Here is a 25,147-nt window from a genome sequence, read left to right as displayed (position 1 = left end):
TAATTGTTGGTAGTTTATTTTTTTACCAATATTTTCTCAGTTGCTTTTTTGCTTAAAATTTCTGTTTTGCCCTCAATTTCTATCGTCATTGATTTATCAAAACTTTCCACTTTTACCACTTTTACTTTGGTATTGAGGAGCAGTTTTCTGTCATTCAGGTAGGTAAGGAAAGCATCATCAGATAGGGTAACTGAAGCAAAGGTCACATCTTCGCCAGGTTCACAGTTGCTGAGTTTTTGCAGATCTTGTGAGATAATATTTCCGTCTTTATCTGGGATCGGTTCTCCATGTGGATCGAATTTAGGATGATCCAGAATTTCGTCCATTTTATCGAAAAAGATTTGAGAATGCACATGCTCAAGCTGTTCTGCGATTTCATGAACATTTTCCCAGCCAAAATTCATTTTTTTAACGAGGAACATTTCAGTAAGCCGGTGTTTACGAACTACCAGTGCTGCTTCACGTCTTCCGCTTTCTGTAACAATTAATGGCTTATAAGTTTCGTAGATGACCCACTTTTTGTCGGCAAATTTCTTCATCATATTATTGACACTCGGCATTTTTACGTTCAAAAATTTACTGAGCTCATTAATCGTAACCTTTCCTTCATTGTCAACTAAATGAAACAAAGCTTTCAGGTAATTCTCTTCTGTTAGGGTTGTTTTCAAAATGTTAGATGATTTTCAATACAAATCTAACAAAATATAATTTAATTTATGATGCTTATATAGCAAAAATTCATTTGAAGAATCTGCAAATTATTTTAATGAAAAAATAGAATTATGAGTAAATTAACAAGTATGCAATTTAAAATTAGTTATAAATGAGATTGTTATATGTAAGCTTGAAAGTTTTTTGTATTTTTATTTATTCAAATTTTAATTAATATTTTTCTTAATAATTAGAGATGTTTGTGTTTTTTTTAAGGTATTAAGGATTGACATGCGTTTTTTTTCATTTTTATGTGATTTATTGATTAATTACTTATCTTAACTTCGTAAAAAATAGAGCAATGAAATTAAAAATTACTTTCCTTTCACTCTGTGCATCATTTCTTATGAATGCACAGATATTGAAGCCCATTGGTTTAAACAGTGATGATCTTCCTGGAACAACTTTTAAACTTAATATTGATGATTTTAAAAGAACTGTAAATACCAGTAGAAAAAGTTCTGAAAAAATTAGTAACCAATCTATTGTTTTAACGCTTATTGATGGTACTAAAAAGGAGTTTATTCTCTCTGAAAATAATCTTTTAAAAAGGAAAATTGATAATATTGTCACCTTTGACGGATATTCAAAGGACAGAAAGGATAAGATAAAACTTACACTGGTTGGAAATGAGATATCTGCAATGGTTAAATCCGGTACAGGATATTACATCATTGAACCTTACAAAACTAAAAAAGGGGAGTACCGTATTTATAACTCTTTTGAAATGTTTGGTGAAAAATTTATATGCGGAACGGATGAAAATGATTTCAAAGAGAGTTTAGAGGCCGTAGCTAAAGGCTTGAATGTTCAGAAGTCTGCGACAGGATTTCCTTATGGAAGCTCATTGAAAACCTTCAGGATGGCTGTAGCAACGACTGGTGAATTTACAACTGCTTTAGGAAATCAGGATGCTGCTCTTGGAGAATTGGTGGCTATGATGAACCTTATCAATCAGATATATGAATCAGAATTATCCATTTCTTTTACATTAATTGATAAAACAACCAATAAAACCCTGATTTTTACTGACGGAGCTACAGATCCTTTTACAATAGACCCATCTTTTGCCTCAGCGGCCAATTCACAATCCGGGTTCGATATTATGAATACGAACGGAACACTGCCTTATGCAGATTACGATATTGGTCATACCTTTAATATTATGCCGGGAGCGGGAGGAAGCGCTCAGGGACAGGCAGGTCCTCGTCCATGTACTGCATCTCTTAAAGCGAGAGCATGGAGCCAATGGACGCTCTCTATGCCAAAATCTTTGTCTGCCAACCTGATCGTTCATGAAATGGGGCACCAGTTTGGAGCAGGGCATACTTATAATGCGGTGGGAGGAACGCCTTCAAGCCCTACATTCTGTACTTCCGGATGGAACTCTGCGGCAGCAACTGAGCCGGGTTCAGGATCTACTATTATGGCTTATAAAAACAACTGTACTACTCCTAATGATCAAACTAATACTGGAAATAACGGTTTGAATTATTTCCATGCCAAAAGTATTGATCAGATCTTAAATACACTTGCAGTGTCTTCTACCTGTTATACTTCTGTAGCAGTAAATAATACACCGCCATCTGCAAACCCGGGGAATACTGCCATAAGCATTCCGAAAAATACACCTTTTAAACTGAAAGGAATAGCAAGTGATGCCGAAGATACCAACCTTTCTTATACCTGGGATCAGGTAGACGTTGCTACAGCTAATGATAAAGGAGCTTTTGGAAGTACTATTAACGGAAGTGGCGGATATTCTGCAGTCAACAGTACTACAGCGCCATTGTTCAGATCTGAGCAGAGTACAACGACTACAGAACGATATTTTCCAAAAATGAAATTTGTTCTGAATAACCAGAATAATCCTCCTGTTAATGAAGCAGAGGCACTTCCTTTGGTAGCTAGAACCATGAAAATGAGATTTACTGTAAGAGATAACAGTGTGATTTCTGGCGGGGCAGATTCTGATCAGGTTACAGTGACCGTAACTGACCAGGGACCTTTAGCAGTGACCTATCCTAATTCAAATGTGACAGTGAATGCTGAAACAAATATCAATGTAACATGGGATGTAAACCAGACCAATGTTCTGAAAAATACAGTTAATGTTCTTCTTTCTACGGATGGGGGAGACACTTTCCCATATGTACTTGCTTCCAATGTTCCGAATAATGGAACTGCAGCGGTAACTTTGCCATTTGTTCCTTATACCAATAAAGCAAGAATAAAAGTTACGGCAGTGATTAATGATTACGCAGAATTTTTTGATGTTTCTGATACTAATTTTATCATCAGTTCCAACTGTAATGCTTTCCAAACCATTATGGTAGATAATCCGAAAGTGGTAACAGCAATACAGGGAAGTGCACAGGCTAACCTTAATCTGGTACCACAAACCCCATCGAATGATACGTATAATTCTAAAACACTTACTTTCGATGCTGCGAATATGACTGCCAATAGCTGGTACATATTCAATCAGGCACAAACAGCTCCTTATCTGCTTAATGCAAGCTCAAGTATGCTGACTTTAAAATTCAAAGCAACAGAAACAGGAAGTTATACATTAAGCTATCCTTCTCCAAGTGGTGTGGCTATTACTTTATATAAAGGAACCCAAACAGGAACTGCTAATTTCTTGACTTCAAATGCTGTGTATTCCGGAACAGGAACCAGCTTTACCTATTACAGAACATTAACAGTAAATCTGGAAAAGGGTGTAGAGTATTTCATGACTTCAAGAAATCTGAGCAGTACTCCTGCAGGATCAAGTGTTGTGGTTAGCATTAATGGACCTGGGCAATTCTATGATACTGTAAGTTTACCTGCAGGCGTTAGTTTTACGTATGCAGCTATTAATCCGACAACCAATACGATCATTGCTACAAGTTCAACAGGTAACTTTACGACTTTACCAGTAGGAACATATACGGTACAGGGTATTTCGTTTACCGGAGCAGAAAGCGCATTAGTTAATAAAACGATTGCTGAACTTAATCAGGCAAAAGTTTGTTACCAATTAAGCAGAAACAATATTACTTTAAATATTACTTCTGTATTAAGTACCAAAGAGCTTTCTAAAAAGCCAATTGGCTTGGTTCCGAATCCGGTAAAAGACTTCCTTCAGGTATATAGTGATGAGAAGATCACTCATTATGAAATTTATGATGCATCGGGAAGATTAATGGAAAGTAATACGATGAATAATTCAGCTATTAACTTCACTAAATTTAAAACCGGTGTTTATATGTTAAAATTATTGAATAATAAAACATTGATTCATCAATCAAAAGTTATCAAAAAATAATAAATAATTTATATTTAAAGGAGCTATAGCGATATAGCTCCTTTTTTGTATAGAATTTGTATGAGTATTAATAAATACTACCCAAGATGAAAAACATTATACTATTTCTGCTTTTTACATTGTTCTGTAATATATCAGGACAATCCCGAAGCTTTGCATTTGATTTTAATCCTAAAAAATTTATAAAGGAAAATAAATTAAATAAGGGAGGAACAAAAGAGATTATTTTTAATTTATATGATATCAATGGTAATGAAACAAAATATATAACAGCAGACAGAACAACTGAAGCATTGAGAAAAGAGCAGGTATACAGTTTTAAAGGGAAATCTGAAGATGGTACAAAGCTTATTACCTTAACCATTGCCTCAGGAAATTTAACAGGAGCTTATATGGAGAACGGTGTCTCTTATTTTATTGAGCCACTGGAAAAAAATTGTAAAAAGAGATATAAGATATATATAAATTCCGGAAAAGGGTTTCAGGTGGGACAGCCTAATGATGTTATTCAATAAATGCAATATTTGCAGATATTGTATTGATTTATCTGTTTCATAAGAACGATTTTCTTTTTACATTTACTCTATGAAATTTTCATTCAAAAATGATTATTCTGAAGGATGCCACCCCAATATTTTACAGGCCCTTTTACAGCATAATCTTGAACAGCAGGCCGGATATGGAGAAGATGAGTATTCATTAAGCGCTAAAACATTAATCAAAGAAAAAATCAATAACCCGGATTCGGAAGTCTTTTTAGTTTCAGGAGGAACACAGGCTAACTTAATTGTTATTTCGGCGATCTTAAAACCTTATCAGTGTGTTATTTCTGCAGCACCGGGGCATATTCTGAACAATGAAACGGGAGCTATTGAAGCTACAGGTCATAAAATACTGAGCATTGAAACAGCAGACGGAAAAATAAGACCATCAGATATTATCCCAATTTTAGAAGGACATAGTAATGTACCGCATCAGGTAATGCCTAAACTGGTATATATTTCCAATTCTACGGAGTTGGGAACAATCTATCAGGCAAAAGAATTGGAGGAGCTTTCCTTATTTTGTAAGCAGAATAAATTGTATCTATTCATGGATGGAGCAAGATTGGGACATGGACTGACTGCGGAAATCAGTGATCTTACCCTGGAGAAAGTAGCTGCGCTAACTGATATTTTTTATCTTGGAGGTACCAAAAACGGAGCTTTAATAGGAGAGGCCATTGTGATTAATAATCCTGTTCTTCAGGAAGATTTTGCCTTTAATATCAAACAGAAAGGAGCATTACTGGCAAAAGGAAGACTGTTAGGAATTCAGTTTATGGAACTGATGAAAGATGATCTGTACTTTGATCTGGCAAGACATGCCAATCAGCAGGCGATGAAAATTAAGAATGCATTGCAGAAAAAAGGAGCTGCATTTCTTTCTGATACTTATACCAATCAGATTTTTCCTATTCTCAATAATCAGTTGATTGAGGTATTATCTGAGCATTTTGAATTTTACGTCTGGAAAAAAGTAGATGAAGATTCTTCTGCTATTCGTCTTATTACTTCCTGGAGTACAGGAGATGAAGCTGTGAATCGCTTTATTGAAATTATTGAGCAGAATTAAGATAAAAAAACAGCCTTTTTCAAGGCTGTTTTTGTTTTTACGATGAATTATTTTTTCAAAGCTTCGCTTACAACTTTACAATCTGCAGGGTTTAGCTTCTGTCCGTCTTTATAGCTTACTTTTTTATCGTCAGCATATTTGGACTGTCCGTCTTCTTCTTTATGATCACCAATACCTTCTGTCAAAGCATTATCTTTTTGAAGGAAGTAAATATCTCTTTTGCTTTTTTTACCTTCTGCAGTAAATTCATAAGTTAGTTTTAGAGTATCTCCGGATTTGAAACCGGTTACATCTCCTTTTGAACTGTCTTTTTCACTGTTTTTGTAAGATAATTTTCCGGTGATTGTTCCCAAATTGTCATCAATAGAGGCAAAAACACTGTCTTTTCCAGTTACCCCTACATAACAGAAAGATTTTGGTCCAAGAGTATCAATTACAGGTTCTTCAACAGCAATCGTATCTGCTTTTGGGGCTGGAGCCGGAGCTTCAGTTTTCTTATTACAGTTGATTAAAAAAGCTGAAACAGCACCCAATAAGATTAATTTTTTCATATCCTTAATTGTTAAAATCAAATTTTGAAGTTCAAAAATAGCAATAGTATTTATATATTGAAGAATATTGTTTATAAATAAGAATAATTTTCAATGGTCTTAAAGATGATAAATGTTTTTAGGCACGAAAAATGATTTACTTTTTAAAATTGATTTTAATGAAAAAGATTACTAAAGTACTAGGATTGGGATTATTTATTCTAGGTTTACAATTGATGAGAGCACAGGCTCCTCAAAATTACATTTATACTTCTTCGGGAGACCTTCATGATATTGAAAAAATGATTACGAGGGAAGATATTGGCGGAGTTCAGATTGTCTATAACTGGAGGGCTTTGGAAAAATCAAAAGATGTATATGATTTTTCTGTTATTGAGAAAGATCTTGATTATCTGACGGGTCTCCATAAAAAACTATTTATTCAGCTTCAGGACAGATTCTTTGAACCACAGGCAAGATATATTCCTGATTATGTTTTGAATGACAAAGAGTATGCCGGAGGATTGGTTCCTCAATATGATAATCCGGGCGAAAATAAACCTGTTGGAAGTGGTTGGGCTACCCAGCAATGGAATCCAGCTGTCCGAGTGAGATTTCAGAAGCTGATAGGAGAGTTGGCAAAGAAATTTGACGGAAAAATTCAGGGAATTAATCTTCCGGAAACTGCCATAGATATTGACATGAAAAAGGATAAAACAGGATTCAGCTGTGACCGTTATTTTCAGGCTGAGCTAGAAAACCTGAAGTTTGCAAGAAATGCTTTTCAAAAATCCAATGTCTTGCAGTATGTGAATTTCTTTCCGTGTGAATGGGATAATGACCATCAATACATGTCCAGATTATTTGATTTTGCCTATAAAAATAATATAGGATTGGGCGGACCTGATATTGTTCCGAATAAAAAAGGACAAATGAAAAATTCTTATCCTTTTTTCAATCAATACAAAGGAAAGCTTCCTCTGGTAGCAATGGCGGTTCAGGAGCCGACTCTTACGTATAAAAATCCTAAAACTAAAAAGCCTTTCACTAAAGAAGAATTTACAGAATATGCAGAAAACTATCTTGGTGTGAAAATCATATTCTGGAGTGTGGAATCTCCCTGGTTGAGAGATTCCAAATAATAATTCTCTTTATACTTTTAATACACCTCTGAAACCTCTCGCTGCATAATAAGAATCTGCGCCATTGTGGTAAGTAAATACGGTATTGTATCGTCTGTCGCAGAAAATAGCCCCTCCCAATTCCCGAATTTGCTGAGGTGTCTTGATCCAGCTTGAGGTTTTTTGATCAAATTTTCCCAGTTCCTGAAGATAGCGGTATTGTTCTTCTGTTAAAAGTTCAATACCCATTTCTTTAGCGGTATCAATGGCATTGCTTTCAGGTTTGTTGGCCTTTCTGGCATCCCAGGCCGGATAATCGTAGCATAAGCTTCGACGTTTTGGGCTTTCCGGAGAACAGTCGATAAAGGAATATTCATCTGTTTTTTTATTATAATCTACTACATCGGGTTCACCTTCTGTAGTTTCCATTTCGTACAAAGACCATATTTTTTCAGGATTGGCTTCCAGTTTTTGCTGAATTTTTTCCCATTGAAGATCTTTATGACGGTTCATATTTTTTTCAAATCGAGTTTCTAATGTTTTTAAAAGTTCGTTGATTTGTTCCTGGGTCAGTTTCTTTTTCATGTCAAATTTTTTTTATAGTTTATTGTGTTGTGTTGTTGGAAATCGCAAAGGCGCAAATTTCTTAGTGAGAATATTTCTTAAAACGCAAAGATTTTATCTTCGATAAAATTTCTGACTGTTATTCTTTAAAACTATTAATCAATAATAGTGATTTTTCTGTCTGCAGGTCTGAAGTACCAGGAAATAAGAACCAATACGAATAATAATACCGCCGGGAAAGTTCTTCCTGCTGTGTCACCCACGATCAGGTGGGAAATAACTGCTCCTGACATAACGAAGAAAAATCCTGCATAGGCCCATTCTTTTAACAGTAAACGTTTAGGAATCAATATGGCGATAACGCCCAGAATTTTCCATACTCCAATGATGGTCATCAGGTAAGAAGGGTAGCCGAGATTGGTAAAATTGAGCAGTTCGTCTTTACTTTTCATCAGTTGTACAATAGCAGTGGAAACCATTCCCAATGCCATCCAAAGGGTGAATATCCAATAGATAATCTTTGTTCTTTTTTGTGATTGTGGTGTGTTCATGATGAGTTTTTTTATAGTTAATCATTTAATCCTATTCCGTCCATTATTTGAGGAATGCATTTTTCAATGCGGGCTTCGCGGGTTTTGGATTGTTTGGCAGAGGAAAAGTGGAGTAGGTAAGCTCTTTGTCTTCCCGGAGTTAATGTTTCAAAAGCTTCTTTTAATGCCGGATCCTGATCCAGTATAGTTTGAAATTCTTCAACCATTTCAAACTCTTTGGTTTTCTTCATTTCCACTTTGGCACCTGATTCTTCAATTTCAACGGCTTCAAACATATATTCCCGAAGAACTTTTTCCAAATCATTGATTTGCTCTACATCTGTAAAACGAATCTGCCTTGCTGCCTGTACATTTTTAGACTGTTGGATCAGAATCTGATCCGGATCTTTCATCAGAGCACCTTTAAAGAAAAGAATTGCACAATATTCTTTAAAACCGTGGATCAGGAAAATATTTTTCCCTTCGTAGGTATAGCAGGGACAGCCCCATTTTAAATCTTCTACTAGCTCAGTGCTTAAAGCAATGGTTCTTAGTTTTTCAAATTCTTTTTTCCATTGCTTGGCGTCATTAAAGAAAAAATTAACTTTTGGATTCATGTGTTTTGGGTTTTGTGTTGGAAAGTTTGAGGGTTCAAGATTTAAAGTCTAATGCTTAAAGTTATTATCCTTTCACTGATCATTGACGATTCACAATTTTAATGTTGGTTCAGCGTCTATTATCTGCTGCCTAAAATCTCCTGTAAACGGTTATGAGCCATATTAATACCTTGAGCAAATGGCATTTTCAGATGCTGATCTCTGAGATCCGCAGATTTATAAATAGTCTGAATAATAATTTTACTTGTTGTATCTGTTAATTTTTCAAATTCTAAAAACTCAATCTGAGCTGGAAAAGGTGTATTTTCCATTTGGAAAGTTCTTATAATTTTCTCATTCTGAACAATATCATGAATAGTTCCATTGGCATTGAAAACCACATCTCCCTGAGGGTTTGATGTTTCGAAACGGTAACTTCCATGCTGCTTGTTTTCAAACTTGGTCACTTTTGTTCCCATCCATTGTTCGAAAAGTTCAGCTTCTGTATAAGCTTTGAAAAGGAGTTCTACAGGAAGATCAAATTCTCTGATAATGAAGATTTCCTGTTTTCCGTCTTCGGCTTGTATTTTTGTTTTGAGTTCCATATTTGGGGTTTTCTTGGGTTTGAGGGTTTTAGAGTGGGAGAGTTAGGTTTTTGTGTATGAGGTTCGAGGTAAGAAATTCGGGTTGTTTTAAATTGCTATTCATTTATGCAATCCAACTCGCCTCACGCTTCTCTGTTCTGATACGCTTTCATCACATCTTCCAGTTTGTTGAATTTTTCGTCCCACATTTTGCGGAAAGGTTCTATAAAATCGGCTATTTCTTTCATTTTATTGGGATTTAGGTGATACATAATTTCTCTGCCGTTTTGTTCAGATCTTAACAGTTCGCACTCGGTAAGGATCTGGAGATGTTTTGAAACGGTAGGTCTCGCCGTATCAAAATTGGAGGCAATGGCTCCCGCTGTCATCGACTGTGCCGCCACCAACATCAATATAGATCGTCTCGTAGGATCTGCTATCGCCTGAAATACATCTCTTCTTAAATTCATCGTGTAGTTATTTGACTACAAATATATGTGTAGTTATTTAGCTACGCAAATATTTTTATAATAAATTTTTGATTTTAATAAAAAAAGCTCAAAAATGTAAAGAAATACACTTTTGAGCTCTATAATTTTACATTTCGAATAAAGAAGTACGCTTAAGATCTTACTTCAATATCTTCAACTATATGTATTGCTTCCTGCAGGTACAAGTCTTTTTGCAGATTTTTAACCCATACTTCAGATTTATTTTTGAAGGCTGCATCAGTTTTCTCTCTTTCAATATCCTTTGGATACATAGTGAATTTAAGACCGCTTTCTAATGTTTTTAAAACTTTGAATTTATCATCCTGAGTTTTTCTCTGCTTCATCAGGTCACTGTATTTTTGCATGCTCAGAGGTACTGTTTTTTCTTTGCCCAGATTCTCTCTCCATTGTGCGTATTCAAGCAGTAACTTATAATTATCATTTTTAGCGATTCTTTCTTCACTTACTTTCTGCAAAGCCTGAATATTAAGAAAGTTTCGTTTGCTGAAGCTTGTTCCCGGTATTTTATCCCAGGCTAATGCATAATCATCATATTTTTCACCTATGTCTGCATAAGAGAAAACATCTTTCATCTGGATATCTGAGCTTACTCCTTTTCTCTGTGTAGACTCACCAGTGATTCTATAATATTTCTGAATGGTTAGTTTTATGGAGCCAAAGTCTTCCTCGGTATTCAGAAACCTGTTCAGATCTACAAAAACCTGTACGGTCCCTTTTCCATAGGATACAGGAGATCCCATGATAACTGCTCTTCCATAATCCTGCATCACACCAGCTAAAATTTCTGCTGCAGAAGCTGACAATTCATTTTGTAGAATGACAAGCGGCCCGTTCCAGATCGGCGTTTCATTTTTATTTTTTAAAGCTGTAATCTTTCCATTTCCGTCCTTCACCTGTACATAAGGACCTGCATCCATGAAAAGGCCCATAATATCGCCAACTTCGCTTAAAGATCCTCCAGAGTTATCTCTAAGATCCAGAACAATTCCCTGGATATTTTGTTCCTTAAGTTTAATGATTTCTTTTTTAATATCATCAGATGCATTTCTGCCGTCTTTATCTTCAAAATCAGCATTGAACTTTGGTAAATTGATCAATCCGTATTTTTTATCAGATGCATTTACGATAATACTTTTAGCAAAAGTATCTTCAATCGATATTTCTTCACGGAGCATGGTTACGTCCTGAATAGTTCCGTCTTTTTTCTGTACCGTTAAAGTAATTGGAGTTCCTTTTTCACCTCTGATTAATTTTATGGCTTCGCTGGAAAGCATATCCACAACATTTACAGGATCAGTAGTGGGAGTAGATTTTATTTTTAAAATTTTATCACCCTCAGTCAGCTGTTTTGTCTTCCAAGCCGGAGCTCCAATGGATAATGTGCCGATATAAAGATTTCCTTTCTTTTCCTGGATCACTGCACCTATTCCGATTATTTTTCCTGTGAAGTCCATATCGAAATCTTTCTTTCCCTGCGGTGAATAATAATTGGTATGAGGATCAAAAATATGGGTATAGGCATTCATATATACAGTAAACCAATCCATTTTTTGTCTTTTCTTGAACCTGATAAATTTTTCTTCCAGAAGATCTTTAACATTTTCTGTTGCTTTTTTTACCTTTTCATCCTGGCTCAGTACTTCGGGCTTACTTTTGTTGTCTTTGTTATCAGAATCTTCCTTCTTTTTTTCTTCGCTTTTCCTGTTCATGGATTCTATTTCCTGAAGAATATTGTATTTCACATATTTTCTCCATTCATTATACTGCTGCTGCTTGTTGGCAGGTGTATTTTTCAGCTTGGGCTCTAACGTTAATACTTCATCCTCTTCCAGATTGATGGGCTTACTGAAAATATCCTTAGTCATTTTATCAATTTCATCAATTCTTTGATACAATTTATCGACTGTCAGTTTATAAAAAGTAAGATCTCCGGTATTCAAATAATCATCCAGCTTGGTTTCATATTTACGAAACTCATCCATATCAGATTGCAGGAAATAGGTTTTTGTAGGATCTATTGATTCAAAATACTGTTTATACACTTCTTTTGAATAAGCATCATTAATGGGTTTGGGGCTGTAATGCAAATAGGACAAAATATTCTTTGTATTGACCATGATAATCTGCATCTTTTCTTCTTCATTGATGGCAGGACGAAAACCGAACAAGGAAAATGAAAGCGGAAGAAGAAGTAAAAAACGAACGGTTTTAAAATTTTTCAACATAATATATGATTGTGCTTTTAATTGAAAACTATACTTGTTTAGTTGCTATTAATGGATCTATTTCCAATTTTTTGATTAAAAATAGTAGTAAACAAGAGCTTTCAATGTGCTTTTATAAATATCATGTGAATGTATGAAAAATAATGATAATAAGTAGTTGTAGGGGAGGATTTTAAGATAAGTTTATGGTTTGAAGAGTTTGGTTCTCATCATTATCAATTTTTGTAGGATTTACTATTGGCTGAAATCTATCTTTTCTTAAATTTATCGTATAGTTATTTGACTAAAAATTATGTAGTTATTTAACTATGTAATTTTTTTGAAAATTTGTATTTTTATAATCATAGTTCTATGTAGGATATTCAGTATTTAGATTAAAAAATTATGTTTTTGGATCAACATATCTTAATTTTTGAATATTTTTTAATGTAAGAAATTCTGAATATCTTCCGCTCCTAGTTTCTCCAAGTGCATTTGTTCTTCGAGTGGAAGTAAATAATATACAACCTTTAATAGCTCGAGTTATTCCTACATAATGAAGATTTAAATCTTGAGTGTAATTAGGATATATCGGATTATCAAAATCATTATTTTTTCCTGGACGTTTAGCAGGAAGTACCCATTCATATAAATCTAAATGTATAACCAAATCAAATTCTAAACCTTTTGATTTATGTAATGTCATAATTACTAATTCATCATTACCTGCAGATCTATATGAATCCAATTCTTCATTATTATTTAATACACTATCCAACAGGTTTATAGATTCATCATTGGATAGTTTGGGAGCTATAATATTAGCTATATTAATAAATTGTTCTTTTAATTTTGTAATATCAATATTTTCTGATTCTATAATGTAATCAATATCTTTTTTTACTTTTTTTAGGTCTTCAATCTCTCTTTTTATAAGTTTATCATAGGAGGTGAAAACTTCAATAATATCAATAAATTTATGACTGTTATTAAAAACGTAATGTAATAAATTAGAAAAGATAAGTGACCAAATATTAAGATTACTATCTAGATCATTACTTATAAAATATCTATTAGGTGTTTTTAAAGAATTAACAAGAATTTTTGCAGTACTTTTCCCCCTAACTAATAGAGCAATTTGGTTATTATGTTTTAGATCAAAATATTTTTTTAACCTAACTAAATTTTTATCTAAAAAATTTGCAATTGAACTCTCATCTCCTTCTGTTTCGAAATGATATACTCTAGATTCAACATTAGGAATCATAACTGCTTTATCATTTAATAGATAATTGGAATAGTTTATAATTGATGGATGACACCTATGATTCTTATCAAGTATAAATTGTTCAAAAGAATCATTTTCTGATAGTTCTTTCAGGAATTTAGCATCTTTACCAGAAAAAGCATATATTGATTGATTTAGATCACCTACAGCAATAGCATTAGCACCCAGATTTTTAATCTTTAAAAAAATATCGTGTTGATGTTGTCCAGAATCCTGATATTCGTCAATATATATAAACTTATATTTAGCTTTTATATAATTTTGACAGGCTATAGATTGGTCTAATACATAATTTGAAAACAACCCAATGGTTTCTATTAAAATTATTCCATTTAAAAAATAATTGACTAAAATACTAAGCTTTTCTTTGTCTAAGTCACTTAATAAAAGATTCCTATCAATCCAATTTAGGCTTTCATATTCAAAATTTTCTAATGAATCTTTCTTAATAATCCTTATATCAGTAGAAGGAATACCAAACAGCAATTTTCCAAAAGGTATTAAAACTTCTGAAAGGTTAAACTTATCAATAGTACCAAAAAATGATGATTTAGGATTTTCTCCGTTTGAAAGGCATCTATTTTTTAATTCTGTGCTAGCTTTATTTGTATAGGAAATAGCAATTACACCTTCATGTTCTTTTAAATGATGTAAATTTCTTTTTATTTTTTGAGAAATTACAAATGTCTTACCACTTCCAGGCGCAGCAACTACAACAGAATTACCATTATAATCTATAATTATTTTTTGTTGTTCAGTTGGCTTCATGTTAAGAAATTAAATCTACACATCTAAATAAGGGAATAGCTATATTATCATCTTTAAGATTTTTCAAGCAATTTTTATTTTCCCTTAAAAATTTATACATATAGATTGCTTTCTTTTTTTGCATTATTGATACTAAATTTTTCTTTTCATTTTCGTTAAAAGATGTTTGTAAATCTTTTAAAATAGGACTATTTACTAAATCGTTTTCCAGATCTTTTTCAGACAAAAACATATTATAACTTCTTAACTCTTCAATAATATATGACGCAGAACTTATATTTTCAGGTTGAGGAGTAGTTTTTGAATCCCAAGTTGTATTATCAAGATGTTCATCTAAAATTGTTTCAGTTTTAGGATGTTTTTCAAAACAATCTTTATAAATGGAAATGCATCTATGAATTCCTGCAAAACGATGTCTATCTTTTTTAGGGACTTTAAATATATCATTATCCGTTCTTAAAACCCAATCAATATTTAGTGCATTAAGTATTTTGACATAGGTTTTAAAGCTAATTCCATCAACCATTAAAATACTTATGTTTAGTCTATCTAAATCTATATCTAGTTGTTTGGCTAATGTTTTATAAAAAATTTCTTCTGAGGGTCCCTCAACAAGAAAAACAACACTAGCAAAAAAGGCTTCAGCAGGTATGATACTCATTCTATAACCAAAATCCTGAAATGCTTCATTAATTATTTGAGAACAGCCTTCTGAAGCAGCTTCTGATTTTAAATTTTTATTATATATTCTAATTATTGAATTAGGGCTAAATTCAGAAGCAATTTGAGGAGAATGCGTTGTTGTAATTACTTGCCCATACAACTGATTGTTTAAATACTCAGCTAGTTTTCTTTGTTGATGTGGATGCAAGTGGGCTTCGGGTTCCTCAATACAAAAAATAGTTACTTCGTTTAGGTTTTCTTCTCTTAATTGATTTCTTGAGGTCCAAAGCGCTAAATATATTTGGTTTAACCTACCGTCCCCACCTATTAATACTGATTGGTCTTCAGATTTTGCTGAAATTGATACGTTATTAATAAATGAATCCAAATTAGATGTAGCAGAATCAAAAACAATCTGTTGTTGAGAATGATGTAGTGATAGTTTTGTTAATTCTTCATTAATCGTTGCGGTTGCATCTTTTACAAAATTTAATTTTGGAATGCGCTCATCTATACTTTTTAAATTTTCTTGAATCTCAGTATATAGTTTATTATCAAATTCAGATTCTTCAACAGTTCTATTCTCTTTTGCGGTTTGAAATAGATAGTTTTTCTCCTTGTTTATATATCTTATTAAATCCCTTCTACTACTAATATATTTTAGATTTAACACTTTTCTATAGTATCTATCATCGATTTCTTCAAGTTTTTCGATTGACGACCCACAAAATAATTTATATGATTTAGCCTTGGTTCTTGAATCTCTGTAACCTTCATATTTTATAATTAATTCATCTCCATCGCTTATTTTTCCTTTAAGTTTAGAAACTACACAATCTTCTACTACATTTGTAAAGAAAAGTGTAATCTCGAAATTATTAGTTTCTGTAAAGGCATAAAAATCTGAATCTTGTGGCTCAATATCATAATCAGATAAGCTGCGATCTAAAAGAAGCCTAATGGCCCATATTAAATTTGTTTTCCCAACATCATTAGAGCCTATAATTAATGATTTTTCATTAAAATCTACAGTTGCATTTTTGAAATTTCTAAATCCAATTAATTTAACTTTAGCAAGTATCATAAAATTTTATTAATAAATTAATATCCACAGAAATAAACAGGTATACAGTTATTTATGTTTAATTCGAGAAATACTCCTAGTCCATATTTGTATTCTCCATCTTGATGTGTAAAATCCTCAAGTTTAATTATATCAATTTCTCTTGACTCTTGATTCCACCAACCTTTAATTTCGATTATTAATAAGTTGGACTCATTATTTCCTCTTTTATGAATAATTACATCTGGTCTTGTGCCTTTCGGGCGTCTAGGAGTTCTTTTGGGAGCTAATCCGTTTTTATTGTATTCAATATCAATGTCAAGTTGCAAATCATTTACCCATTTAACAGTTTGTAGAGCTTCATTTAAATAAAGAGTGAAGCGAAATGCTATACTTTGTTCCATGCCCTTCCTTTCGATTAAATCTATATCATTAATATATAATCGACGAATTGATTTTGATATAACTCTTTTGAGACTTTCAGATTGTTCTTCTGTGAGAAACATGATGGATATATTTTATTATTTCTTTTCAATCAACCTCTCCAATTTCTCAATCATTTCCCTCTGCTGCTGAAGCATACGCTCATAAAGCTCCACCATCTTATCAAGTGGATTGAAATTGAAATTAGGATAATAGTTATAACCATTTGATTGATCATTGAACGTATTAGAAATAATATTCACCGCCTGTTCCTCATCAAAATTCTCAATTGCTTCCGCAGGAACTTTCAAAATTTGAGCTACCTGCGCCAGAATATCAGATTCTACGGTTTCTTTTTGCTCTAAAAGTGAGATTTTCTTTTGGTTCCAGTCATCGCCCAGTTCAAAAGCCAATGCTTCCTGTTTGATCCCTAGCATTTCGCGGAAACGCTTTATATTTCTACCCTGATGTATTTTCTTATTTTGCATATCTGTGTCAATCATAATAACAAATATAAAGCTTTAGAACAAAAAAATAAAGCTCCTTTTTAAAATAAATACTATTCTAAAATATCTCTCTTTCTGAATAAATTATCCTTTCCTCAACTGGCATATTCTCCTGATTATGTTTTCATTTGTTGAAAAATAACAAATATGAAAAGAACAAGAAGAATGAACAGCAACAAATATAATGAACTGCGCAATCGTAACCTTACGGTTTCCCTCAAATCGTTTTCAAGAGCGTATGGTAAAATAGTGTACTTCCCGGAAATAAGAATAGCAGGGAAGTGGGTAGAGCAATGCGGCTTCCAGGCAGGAGAAAAAATACTGGTTACCGTAAGCAGAAACCAGATTATTCTGGAAAGGGAAGTAGATTATGAATAGAAGTATATTTTTTTAAACCATTAAGGAGGCTTAAGGTTTTAAGTATAGTTAAGATTCAAATAAATTTGAAACAAGCATTGCGCTTATGAATATCTTTAGATATTCCCTTAATATTCTTAACGGCTTAATCTATTCTTAATGGTTTAAAAGTATTTGATTTTTTTTAAAACGCAAAGTTTTTAAGAGTAGGATGTTTTATTTTAGGTAGCTAAGGCTAGACAAGTAAACTTGCCTGATGAAGCGATAGGGATGGTTTTCTTTATTGTTTTATAAAAACTCCGATGTATTTTCCGGCGTATTGTACAACAGAAGTCTTAATATTCTTTTTAATACAAAAATCCTGATACGCAGAATTGTCGCCAATATCATCACTAATAAAGACTGCACCGGGTTTCAATCTTTTATAAATTTTATGATAAGCCCACATTCTTCCATGATAACTTTTGTCAGAATCATAATGAAAAACATCAAAAGTAGAGACTTTTTTGAAAATTTTAGGTAGAGATTCTCTGTCTGCAAAACGGAATAACTTCCAAAACTTTTTAAGGTTTTCAGGAACAACATATCCTACAAAGCGATCACCATCCTGAGCAAGATAAGGCATATCTGAGCTATACAGCGCACCATTTCTTTTTTGAAGCGAAAGCAATATGGCTAAAGAAGACCATCCATAAGCCACTCCTGTTTCAAGAACATTTTGTGCTTTGGTAAATTCACATGCATAATAGATAAGCTCCAATGCACCGGCACCACCCATTGTAATAGGGCATTCTTTTTCTTTTGTATGGGCTTTTTCCAGAATATCGGAGTATATATTTTTGAAATGATCACTATCCATAGAGAAGAGCCTGGAGACAGCCTCTTTTTGGGATACCGCTACAGATGCAGCCCATGAGTTTGTTTTTACTTTTCCTTTGAATGGACTTCTTCTGCTTACCGTATTTTTAATAATTTTTCTGCCCAGTTCAGGATAAAGAGCAGGTCTTTTAAGATAAGCTACAAATGTTTTAAGAACTGTTGACATGTGATTGGTTGTATTAAAGTTGCAAGACAAATGTATTTTATAAAAAACCATATTGCATTGAGATAACATTAATTTTGAAACTAAATTTGTTTATAATTTTTTAATGATATAAACAGTAATTGGTCAACAATAAATTGTATTTTCTGATCTATACGTAAAATTTTAAAAGTATGATTTAATTTTTTTCAGAAGCTAAAGATAGGTGCGCGAACTTGCCTTATAGAGCGTAGAATGGTCTCACGCAGATTTTGGATTATACATTTTTGGAATATAATCATCTGAGATATCTATCTGATTATTGGGAGATTTTTTTTTAGAATCGTTAAGATTTATATAAATTTGAATGAAACGTTCTGCTGCATGAACATATGTAGACATTTCTATTAAGTATTCTTAATAGCTTAATCTATTCTAATGTCCAAATTTTTATTGCACAAATGATTGTATTTCATTTGTTTAAGGCTGAAGGTGTTTCTTTATATTTAAGGAGGAATTTTTGTTTTTTTCTTTACAAAAATGTCTGTCCAAAAATATATGGAGTACAGCCATAAAAAGGGTGATTCTTTTCTGCTTTTTCACTTGGGTAGGTATTGTTTTTAGTAACACACCAAATGGTGTGTTGTTTAATGATTGCAAATGTATAAAATAATTATATAAAAAGATAAATTAGGCTAAATTATTTTAATAATCTTTAATCATTGATTGCTGTAGAAAGCAGTACTCAGGAAATTGCCTTATCTTTGGGATCCGATGTTTTCTATACATTAATCAATATTATTTAAAGATGAAATTTTTACTAGACCTCTTATTCCGCGTTTTCCAACTTTTTACAGAACCTTATTTCTTAGTATTTCTTGCTGTGGTTATCATTACGTTGTTAAAAAGAAAAAATAAGCGCAAAAATCTGAGAATAGGAATTGGTATAGTGGCGGTTTTAATGACCATTTTTATAGGAAATGGTTTCCTGGGCAAACTCACTTCCGAATATTTGCAGAAAAGCTATGTGAATACTTCTAATACTAAAAATACAGCTTCTCAGAATCCCGTTATTGTAGTATTGGGTGGCGGAGTTGTAGATTTTGACAATACAGAAAAATTGCATACTATGTCTTATTCCAGAATTGTCACAGCTTATCAATTGTATTATGAATACAAGAAAAATAATCTACCCTGTAAAATACTCATTTCCGGAAAGGGAAGAGGACGTAAAAGTGAAGCAGAATTATTTAGTGAAAATTTCAAAAAAATGGGAGTATCAGATGCCGATATTATCAAAGAAGATAAAAGCATGAATACTTATGAAAATGCAAAATATTCCAGCAAGATAGTAAAGCAAATGGCTCCTTCCGGTGTATATCTGGTTACTTCAGGATTTCATATGAAAAGATCTGTTGCTTTGTTCCAGACATTTGGATTGAATCCTGTTCCACAGGCATCAGATTTTATAGATACTGAAATAACGATGGTTCCTAATAGCTATAATGCTGCATTTACATTTGTGATGCTGAAAGAAGTATTGGGAATATGGCAGGTGAAATTGTACAATAGCTTGGGGATGAATGGATAGTATTATGTGATTTTTTTAATCATAAAATATATGAAACCGGGCACTTAAACTAACTTAAGTACCCGGTTTTGATTTATAGAAACTAGCTTATTATCTTGTTTTCCTCAAAGAGATTGCCGTCTGCAAAACCACAGATGAAATAATGAATACCAATCCTATATAAAAAGAAAGATTGACTTCTTTACTTTCTCCAAAAAATAAAAAGGCCATAATAATAGCATATACAGGTTCCAGATTGTAGGTTAAATTAACTGTAAAGGCGGAAATTTTCTTCAAAACTTCTGCAAACATCACATATAAGCCAACTGTACAAAAAAGTGATAAAACGCCCAAATATGCAGTGTTTTTCAAGTCAGGGACTATGCTATCTGACTTGAAATAGAGGAGGTATACGGGCAAAAATGCTCCCCAGCATAAAGTACCAGCAATCATCTGATAATAGTTGATGATCTTCGTGTCGAAATGGTCTACCAGACGCTTGTTATATATGGTATACAGAGCACCGAATGCGGACGAAAAGACTCCTAAAATAATCCCAAGCTGATAGGAGGTATCAAAATGAAATATTAAACTAATCCCTATAATTGTCAGTGTACTGAGAAGTAATTCTGAAATTTTGAATTTCTCCTTATCAATTACAGGCTTAAATACTGCTGTGAAAAAGCTTGTAAGGCAATAACATACCACACCAATGGATATATTGGCGTATTTTATACTTGCATAAAAAAGAAGCCAGTGTAAAGTAAGCAGCAATCCTGCTTTTGAAATCTGAATTTTTCCCCGAAATGGAATATCAGTTGGAATTCTCAATAGCTTTAAGATAAAAAATAAAATAATGGAGGAGAGGAGGAGTCTATACCAGACCAGTAAACCTTCATTAAGAGTGATCAGTTTTCCGAATACACCTGTAAATCCGGCCAGAATTACGGCCAGATGTAATAATAAATATGATTTTTTCATTAGATAATGAACTGTAAAGATTTGAATTAATATTTTTTGAATGAGAAGCATAACAGCTTATGTCGTAAATAAAATATCGACATAAGTTCACTTCAAATTAAATTGAAAATATTAAGGTGCCGGAGGAGGCAGACAGTTCGCGCGGTTCATATGTATCTGTTGAATGTCAAATATAGGGAAAAATAGTTTGTAAGTTTACATAAAAAATACATTAAACTTGTGTCCATCCGGATCTGCAAACACAAAACCATAATAATTTTCTCCAAAGCTTTCTGGTGCTGAAACAATAGTTCCTCCAGCATTTTTTACTTCTTCAGCCCAATCATCTACCTGATTTTTACTTTCCGCAGAAAGGGTGAATATAATTTCGTTAGAGCTTTGAGGATCTCCAAATTTCATACTTTTCAGGTTATTTTCTATGACATTTTTTAAGAAAAAATGGACAATTAATTCATTTCCTGCCATAAAAAAACTTACCAATTCATTAGAACTGTGTGGGTTATTGGGCTTGAATCCCAGTTCTGTATAGAATTTCTCTGTACGTTCAAGGTTGGCTACGGCCAGATTAGCCCAGATCATTTTAGGTTTCATATTTTTATTTTTTGGTTAGAATAAAGGTATTATGTTTTATGATGATAAAAGCTGTCATGTGGCAAGATTTTGTTTTTTAAGAAAGAATAGAAAAACAGTGCTCTGCAAGGATTTGCTTGAGTTGATTTAACATAATAATTATAAACCAAATGGAACCTGACAGAGTAGGTTCCATTCAATTATTATTTATTTTATTGTAATGATTTGATTATTTCTTCTGCATCTTCATTTTCAATTCCTTTCTTTTTAGATAGTTCTAAAGATTTTTTAGCCCATAGTAAGGCATTGGCTTTATCTCCAAGTTTTCTGTAAAGTTTAGCCAGTGTTTGAGTATTAAAATAGTTTTCCTTCTTTTTTATAGATTCTTTACACCATATTACAGCTTTTTTCAGAGACTCTGGGGTAGATATAAGTTTTTCAAACCTCCATGCAGCCTGCATTAGTTCTTCCGGGCTTGCATCTTTTGGAATTGTACTATACTGTTCCAGAATTATTTTTTCATAAGAAGTATAGTCCTTATTATCCAACGCTTTATTTGCCTTTGCTTCATACAAAGCTTGTTTTGCTTTTTCTTTACCCAGTACTTTTGTTGCTTCTTTAAGGAAGTACACTTCATCAAACTGATTACTTTCTTTATTATAAGCTATTTTTGCAATTCCTTTTTTTATAATGTCTTCTTTAGAATCATTGAATGCCTTATCGCCAAGAAGTTTTCTGATCGTTTTTTCTTTTTCTATCATTATTTTATATAAAGGATCATCAGAATCTTCAACTCTTTCCAAAAGAGCTTCAGCATCTTTTTTTGTAATGTTTTTATCTTCAATTGTACTAAAATAAACTGTTGTAACTTTTTTGGCAATTTCATTATTTTGAAATAGGGTAAATTCATACAGCTTTTTGATAAGCTGTGCATCTCTGTCTCCATTTTCAAATTTTTTCATAAGCCCCTGTACATTTTGATCCGGATCTTCGGCATCTTTAGCCAGTTTAATAAACTCTGATTCATTGCATGAACCAACCTGTCTGTGAACAATATTTCCGTCTCCGTCTATAAATAAAAAAGAAGGGAAGCTGGTAATACTGTACTGTTTTGCTATTGTCTGACCTTCACCTTTTTCCATATCAAACTTAGCATTGATAAATTTTGTATTATAATAATTTCCTACTGATTCTTGGGTAAAGATTTTTTTAGCCATGAGCTTACATGGAGCACACCAATCTGTATAGGCATCAATAAAGAGTAATTTGTTTTCTTTTTTAGCTTTGCTCAATAGTGTTTTAAAATCTCCGTCTTCGAAATGGATTCCTTTTGTTTCTGTTTGTCCAAATAATATAATGCTAATAAAAAGCAGTATAATCATATTCAATTTTGTCATATTGTATAAAATTTATGTTATTTATTTTTCTTGTAATAGCTAATTCCACACTCCAGAAATTTTTTAAATTCCTCTTTAGCCATGTATCCGGAAACCGGAACATTAATAACTTTTTGATCAGGTGTTACCAAAACATAATGTGGCTGTGAATTGTTATTGAAGTTGATCTGTTGAAACATAGACCACTTGTCTCCAATAGTTTTAATTTTCTTTTTTTGTCCATTCCCCATATCAATAGATACTTGTTGGCTGGCAGGAAGGGTTTCTTTATCATCCACATACAGGGATGTCAGAATTACCTGGTTTTGAATAATGGAAAGGATATCTGCCTCACTCCATACAAATTCTTCCATTTTACGGCAGTTTTCACAACCGTATCCGGTGAAGTCAATCAATACAGGTTTGCCAGCTTTTTTTGCCAGTTCAATGGCTTTGAAATAGTCGTGCTCAGGGCTTAATCCCAGAATGCCTTCTTTTTCGGTTTGATAAATACTCACATTCGTTGGAGGCAAAATACCGCTTAATGTTTTTAGCTTAAGGGTATCTGAAGGCAATAATCCAGGTATTAAATACATAACGAATCCTAATCCTGATATTCCTAATATTTTTCGGGAGATGGAGATTTTCGGATTTTTTTCATCATGCGGGAATCTTATTTTTCCGAATAAGTAAAGCACTAGTCCAATAGTAATGAGAATCCAAAGGCCAATAAATATTTCTCTTTTCAGAAGAAATGTTTTAGAAACCAGATCTGCTTTGGAAAGAAATTTTAATGCCAGTGCAACTTCTATAAAGCCTAATATTACTTTTACCGTATTCATCCAGCCACCAGATTTTGGTAATGACTGTAATGCCTGCGGAAATAATGCAAGTAAACCGAAAATAATTGCCCATGCCAATCCAAATCCACCTAGAGCAAATGTGAGTAATACAGGAATATTTTGTGTACTGGAAGCAACACCACCCAGCAAACTTCCCAATATTGGGCCTGTACAGGAAAATGAAACAATAACCAATGTAAGTGCCATAAAGAAGATGCCGATCAAACCTCCGGCTTCTTCTGCTTTTGAAGATTTATTAGCCAACCAGCTGGGAAGTGTGATATCGTAATATCCAAAAAAGCTCAGCGCAAAGAACATGAATACAGCAAAGAAGAATAGATTTAGCCATATATTGGTGGAAATGTCATTCAATATATTTCCGCTGATACCATCCAAAATATAAAATGGAATGCTTAAAGCAATGAAAATAAGTAAAATAAACAGTCCATAAATAAGTGCATTTCTCTTCCCTTTTGCTCTGTTGCTTGCTCCTTTTGTAAAAAAAGAAACAGTAAGTGGAATCATTGGAAATACACATGGTGTAAGAAGTGCGATAAGGCCACCTAAAAAACCAAGTATGAATATTAGCCCGTTGCTGGAATCTTCTGTTATCTGTCCATTTCCACAATCTGTTAATGGGTTTTTATAGTTCAGACTATTTACCCGAATTCCTCTATTATTTGCAGGTAATTTTGGTCTTCCATCTACTGTCGAAATATTGTCTGAAATTGATGTCTCTGAAAGAATGGTATCCTGCTTCTTAATTTCTTTCTTTTCTTCTGTTTTAGCATTGCTGTTTACATCAATTTTCTTTTCGAATTCTAGTGTATTGGGAGCTAAGCAAAGGCGGTCATTGCATGTTTGAAAAGTAATTTCTGCCGTTATACTAGCTGATTTTTTAGGGTCTTTTAGTTTAAATTTCTGAATGAATTTGGCGCTATTGGAGTAGTATATAATTTGGGCTCCGAAAGCTTCACTGAATTCTTCATGTTTTTTGCCTTCCTCGCGGAATCCTCCAATAATTTGTATGTCTTTGGAAGTTAGTTTCATTTTTGTAGGAATACCGCTGTCAGCCGGTAAATCTTTGGAATAAATATGCCATCCATTTTCCATTTTAGCTGTTAATTCAGCCTCATATTCATTGTTACCAATTTGGTTTAGCTGATAAGACCATTTCACTACATCTTTAACCTGGGCACCAGCACCTGTTGCTATAAATAACAGCACTATCAACAACCATTTTTTCATTTTAGTTTTATCTTTCATTAAAAATTTTAAGTTATTCTCCATCGTTTGCTATTTTGTTGTATTTTACTTTTGCTCAATCCTTGTTAGAAATTCACATTACAAACTTAAAAAAGCTTTATAGGGCATATTGTTAATCGCCTACTAATAAATGTTAACTAGAGTTAACTGCTGTAAATCAGTAGTTAATTAAGT

General features: G+C 33.0%; 23 protein-coding genes. 6 read left to right on the top strand and 17 right to left on the bottom strand.

What is annotated here, in order from left to right; all coding sequences use genetic code 11:
* Positions 1-14 precede the first annotated feature (14 nt).
* Complete coding sequence (locus tag ACM6F9_RS09345; protein ID WP_414845468.1) at positions 15-668, bottom strand: metal-dependent transcriptional regulator; 654 nt, start codon at positions 666-668, stop codon at positions 15-17.
* A 344-nt stretch (positions 669-1,012) separates the two neighbouring features.
* On the opposite strand from ACM6F9_RS09345, the gene ACM6F9_RS09340 reads away from it, so the two are divergent.
* The 3 genes from ACM6F9_RS09340 to ACM6F9_RS09330 all read left to right on the top strand — a co-directional run bounded on the left by ACM6F9_RS09340 (position 1,013) and on the right by ACM6F9_RS09330 (position 5,638).
* Positions 1,013-4,024 (top strand): reprolysin-like metallopeptidase, encoded by a 3,012-nt coding sequence (locus tag ACM6F9_RS09340; protein WP_414845467.1) that lies wholly within the window; start codon positions 1,013-1,015, stop codon positions 4,022-4,024.
* Positions 4,025-4,110: 86 nt separating this feature from the next.
* Positions 4,111-4,539, top strand: coding sequence for a hypothetical protein (locus ACM6F9_RS09335; RefSeq protein ID WP_414845466.1), 429 nt, complete (start codon positions 4,111-4,113; stop codon positions 4,537-4,539).
* A gap of 70 nt (positions 4,540-4,609) precedes the next feature.
* Positions 4,610-5,638 carry a threonine aldolase family protein gene (locus ACM6F9_RS09330; RefSeq protein ID WP_414845465.1) on the top strand — a complete coding sequence of 343 codons (1,029 nt, stop codon included), beginning with the start codon at positions 4,610-4,612 and terminating at the stop codon, positions 5,636-5,638.
* Positions 5,639-5,685: 47 nt separating this feature from the next.
* On the opposite strand, the gene ACM6F9_RS09325 is transcribed toward ACM6F9_RS09330, so the two are convergent.
* Positions 5,686-6,189, bottom strand: coding sequence for a hypothetical protein (locus tag ACM6F9_RS09325; protein WP_414845464.1), 504 nt, complete (start codon positions 6,187-6,189; stop codon positions 5,686-5,688).
* Positions 6,190-6,347: 158 nt separating this feature from the next.
* Here ACM6F9_RS09325 and ACM6F9_RS09320 point away from each other — a divergent pair, with 158 nt between their 5' ends.
* On the top strand, positions 6,348-7,310 hold the full coding sequence (locus ACM6F9_RS09320; protein WP_414845463.1) for a hypothetical protein: 963 nt from the start codon (positions 6,348-6,350) through the stop codon (positions 7,308-7,310).
* A gap of 9 nt (positions 7,311-7,319) precedes the next feature.
* Here the strand turns inward: ACM6F9_RS09320 and ACM6F9_RS09315 are convergent, their stop codons facing one another.
* The 10 genes from ACM6F9_RS09315 to ACM6F9_RS09270 all read right to left on the bottom strand — a co-directional run bounded on the left by ACM6F9_RS09315 (position 7,320) and on the right by ACM6F9_RS09270 (position 16,987).
* A complete protein-coding gene (locus ACM6F9_RS09315; protein WP_414845462.1) occupies positions 7,320-7,874 on the bottom strand; it encodes a DUF4256 domain-containing protein in 555 nt (184 codons plus the stop codon).
* A 134-nt stretch (positions 7,875-8,008) separates the two neighbouring features.
* A complete protein-coding gene (locus tag ACM6F9_RS09310; protein ID WP_414845461.1) occupies positions 8,009-8,404 on the bottom strand; it encodes a DoxX family protein in 396 nt (131 codons plus the stop codon).
* Between the two features lie 17 nt (positions 8,405-8,421).
* Positions 8,422-9,000, bottom strand: a complete 579-nt coding sequence (locus tag ACM6F9_RS09305) for a YdeI/OmpD-associated family protein (RefSeq protein WP_414845460.1) — start codon at positions 8,998-9,000, stop codon at positions 8,422-8,424.
* A gap of 119 nt (positions 9,001-9,119) precedes the next feature.
* The gene (locus ACM6F9_RS09300; protein ID WP_414845459.1) at positions 9,120-9,584 is read right to left on the bottom strand and encodes an SRPBCC family protein; all 465 of its coding nucleotides are present in this window, start codon (positions 9,582-9,584) and stop codon (positions 9,120-9,122) included.
* Between the two features lie 122 nt (positions 9,585-9,706).
* On the bottom strand, positions 9,707-10,033 hold the full coding sequence (locus tag ACM6F9_RS09295; protein WP_414845458.1) for an ArsR/SmtB family transcription factor: 327 nt from the start codon (positions 10,031-10,033) through the stop codon (positions 9,707-9,709).
* A 152-nt stretch (positions 10,034-10,185) separates the two neighbouring features.
* Positions 10,186-12,300: a carboxy terminal-processing peptidase gene (locus ACM6F9_RS09290; protein WP_414845457.1), complete on the bottom strand. Its 2,115-nt coding sequence runs from the start codon at positions 12,298-12,300 to the stop codon at positions 10,186-10,188.
* 382 nt (positions 12,301-12,682) lie between these two features.
* Entirely contained in the window at positions 12,683-14,335 is a 1,653-nt protein-coding gene (locus ACM6F9_RS09285) for a UvrD-helicase domain-containing protein (protein ID WP_414845456.1), read from the bottom strand.
* A 1-nt stretch (position 14,336) separates the two neighbouring features.
* Positions 14,337-16,082, bottom strand: a complete 1,746-nt coding sequence (locus tag ACM6F9_RS09280) for an ATP-dependent nuclease (RefSeq protein ID WP_414845455.1) — start codon at positions 16,080-16,082, stop codon at positions 14,337-14,339.
* Positions 16,083-16,099: 17 nt separating this feature from the next.
* Positions 16,100-16,567 (bottom strand): hypothetical protein, encoded by a 468-nt coding sequence (locus tag ACM6F9_RS09275; protein WP_414845454.1) that lies wholly within the window; start codon positions 16,565-16,567, stop codon positions 16,100-16,102.
* Positions 16,568-16,582: 15 nt separating this feature from the next.
* The gene (locus ACM6F9_RS09270; protein WP_414845453.1) at positions 16,583-16,987 is read right to left on the bottom strand and encodes a helix-turn-helix transcriptional regulator; all 405 of its coding nucleotides are present in this window, start codon (positions 16,985-16,987) and stop codon (positions 16,583-16,585) included.
* Positions 16,988-17,137: 150 nt separating this feature from the next.
* Here ACM6F9_RS09270 and ACM6F9_RS09265 point away from each other — a divergent pair, with 150 nt between their 5' ends.
* Positions 17,138-17,368, top strand: a complete 231-nt coding sequence (locus tag ACM6F9_RS09265; RefSeq protein ID WP_414845452.1) for a SymE family type I addiction module toxin — start codon at positions 17,138-17,140, stop codon at positions 17,366-17,368.
* 259 nt (positions 17,369-17,627) lie between these two features.
* Here the strand turns inward: ACM6F9_RS09265 and ACM6F9_RS09260 are convergent, their stop codons facing one another.
* Positions 17,628-18,392, bottom strand: coding sequence for a class I SAM-dependent methyltransferase (locus ACM6F9_RS09260; RefSeq protein WP_414845451.1), 765 nt, complete (start codon positions 18,390-18,392; stop codon positions 17,628-17,630).
* A gap of 784 nt (positions 18,393-19,176) precedes the next feature.
* On the opposite strand from ACM6F9_RS09260, the gene ACM6F9_RS09255 reads away from it, so the two are divergent.
* A complete protein-coding gene (locus tag ACM6F9_RS09255; RefSeq protein WP_414845450.1) occupies positions 19,177-19,959 on the top strand; it encodes a YdcF family protein in 783 nt (260 codons plus the stop codon).
* A 90-nt stretch (positions 19,960-20,049) separates the two neighbouring features.
* On the opposite strand, the gene ACM6F9_RS09250 is transcribed toward ACM6F9_RS09255, so the two are convergent.
* The 4 genes from ACM6F9_RS09250 to ACM6F9_RS09235 all read right to left on the bottom strand — a co-directional run bounded on the left by ACM6F9_RS09250 (position 20,050) and on the right by ACM6F9_RS09235 (position 24,955).
* A complete protein-coding gene (locus ACM6F9_RS09250) occupies positions 20,050-20,919 on the bottom strand; it encodes a DMT family transporter (RefSeq protein ID WP_414845449.1) in 870 nt (289 codons plus the stop codon).
* Between the two features lie 195 nt (positions 20,920-21,114).
* Complete coding sequence (locus ACM6F9_RS09245) at positions 21,115-21,510, bottom strand: VOC family protein (RefSeq protein ID WP_105702771.1); 396 nt, start codon at positions 21,508-21,510, stop codon at positions 21,115-21,117.
* A gap of 191 nt (positions 21,511-21,701) precedes the next feature.
* On the bottom strand, positions 21,702-22,886 hold the full coding sequence (locus tag ACM6F9_RS09240) for a thioredoxin family protein (RefSeq protein WP_414845448.1): 1,185 nt from the start codon (positions 22,884-22,886) through the stop codon (positions 21,702-21,704).
* A 17-nt stretch (positions 22,887-22,903) separates the two neighbouring features.
* Positions 22,904-24,955, bottom strand: a complete 2,052-nt coding sequence (locus tag ACM6F9_RS09235) for a cytochrome c biogenesis protein CcdA (RefSeq protein ID WP_414845857.1) — start codon at positions 24,953-24,955, stop codon at positions 22,904-22,906.
* Positions 24,956-25,147 lie beyond the last annotated feature (192 nt).

Source organism: Chryseobacterium sp. IT-36CA2, from assembly GCF_949767875.1.
GTDB lineage: Bacteria > Bacteroidota > Bacteroidia > Flavobacteriales > Weeksellaceae > Chryseobacterium.
The sequence above is the reverse complement of the archived record's forward strand: the minus strand, read 5'-3'. Positions and strand labels throughout refer to the sequence as shown.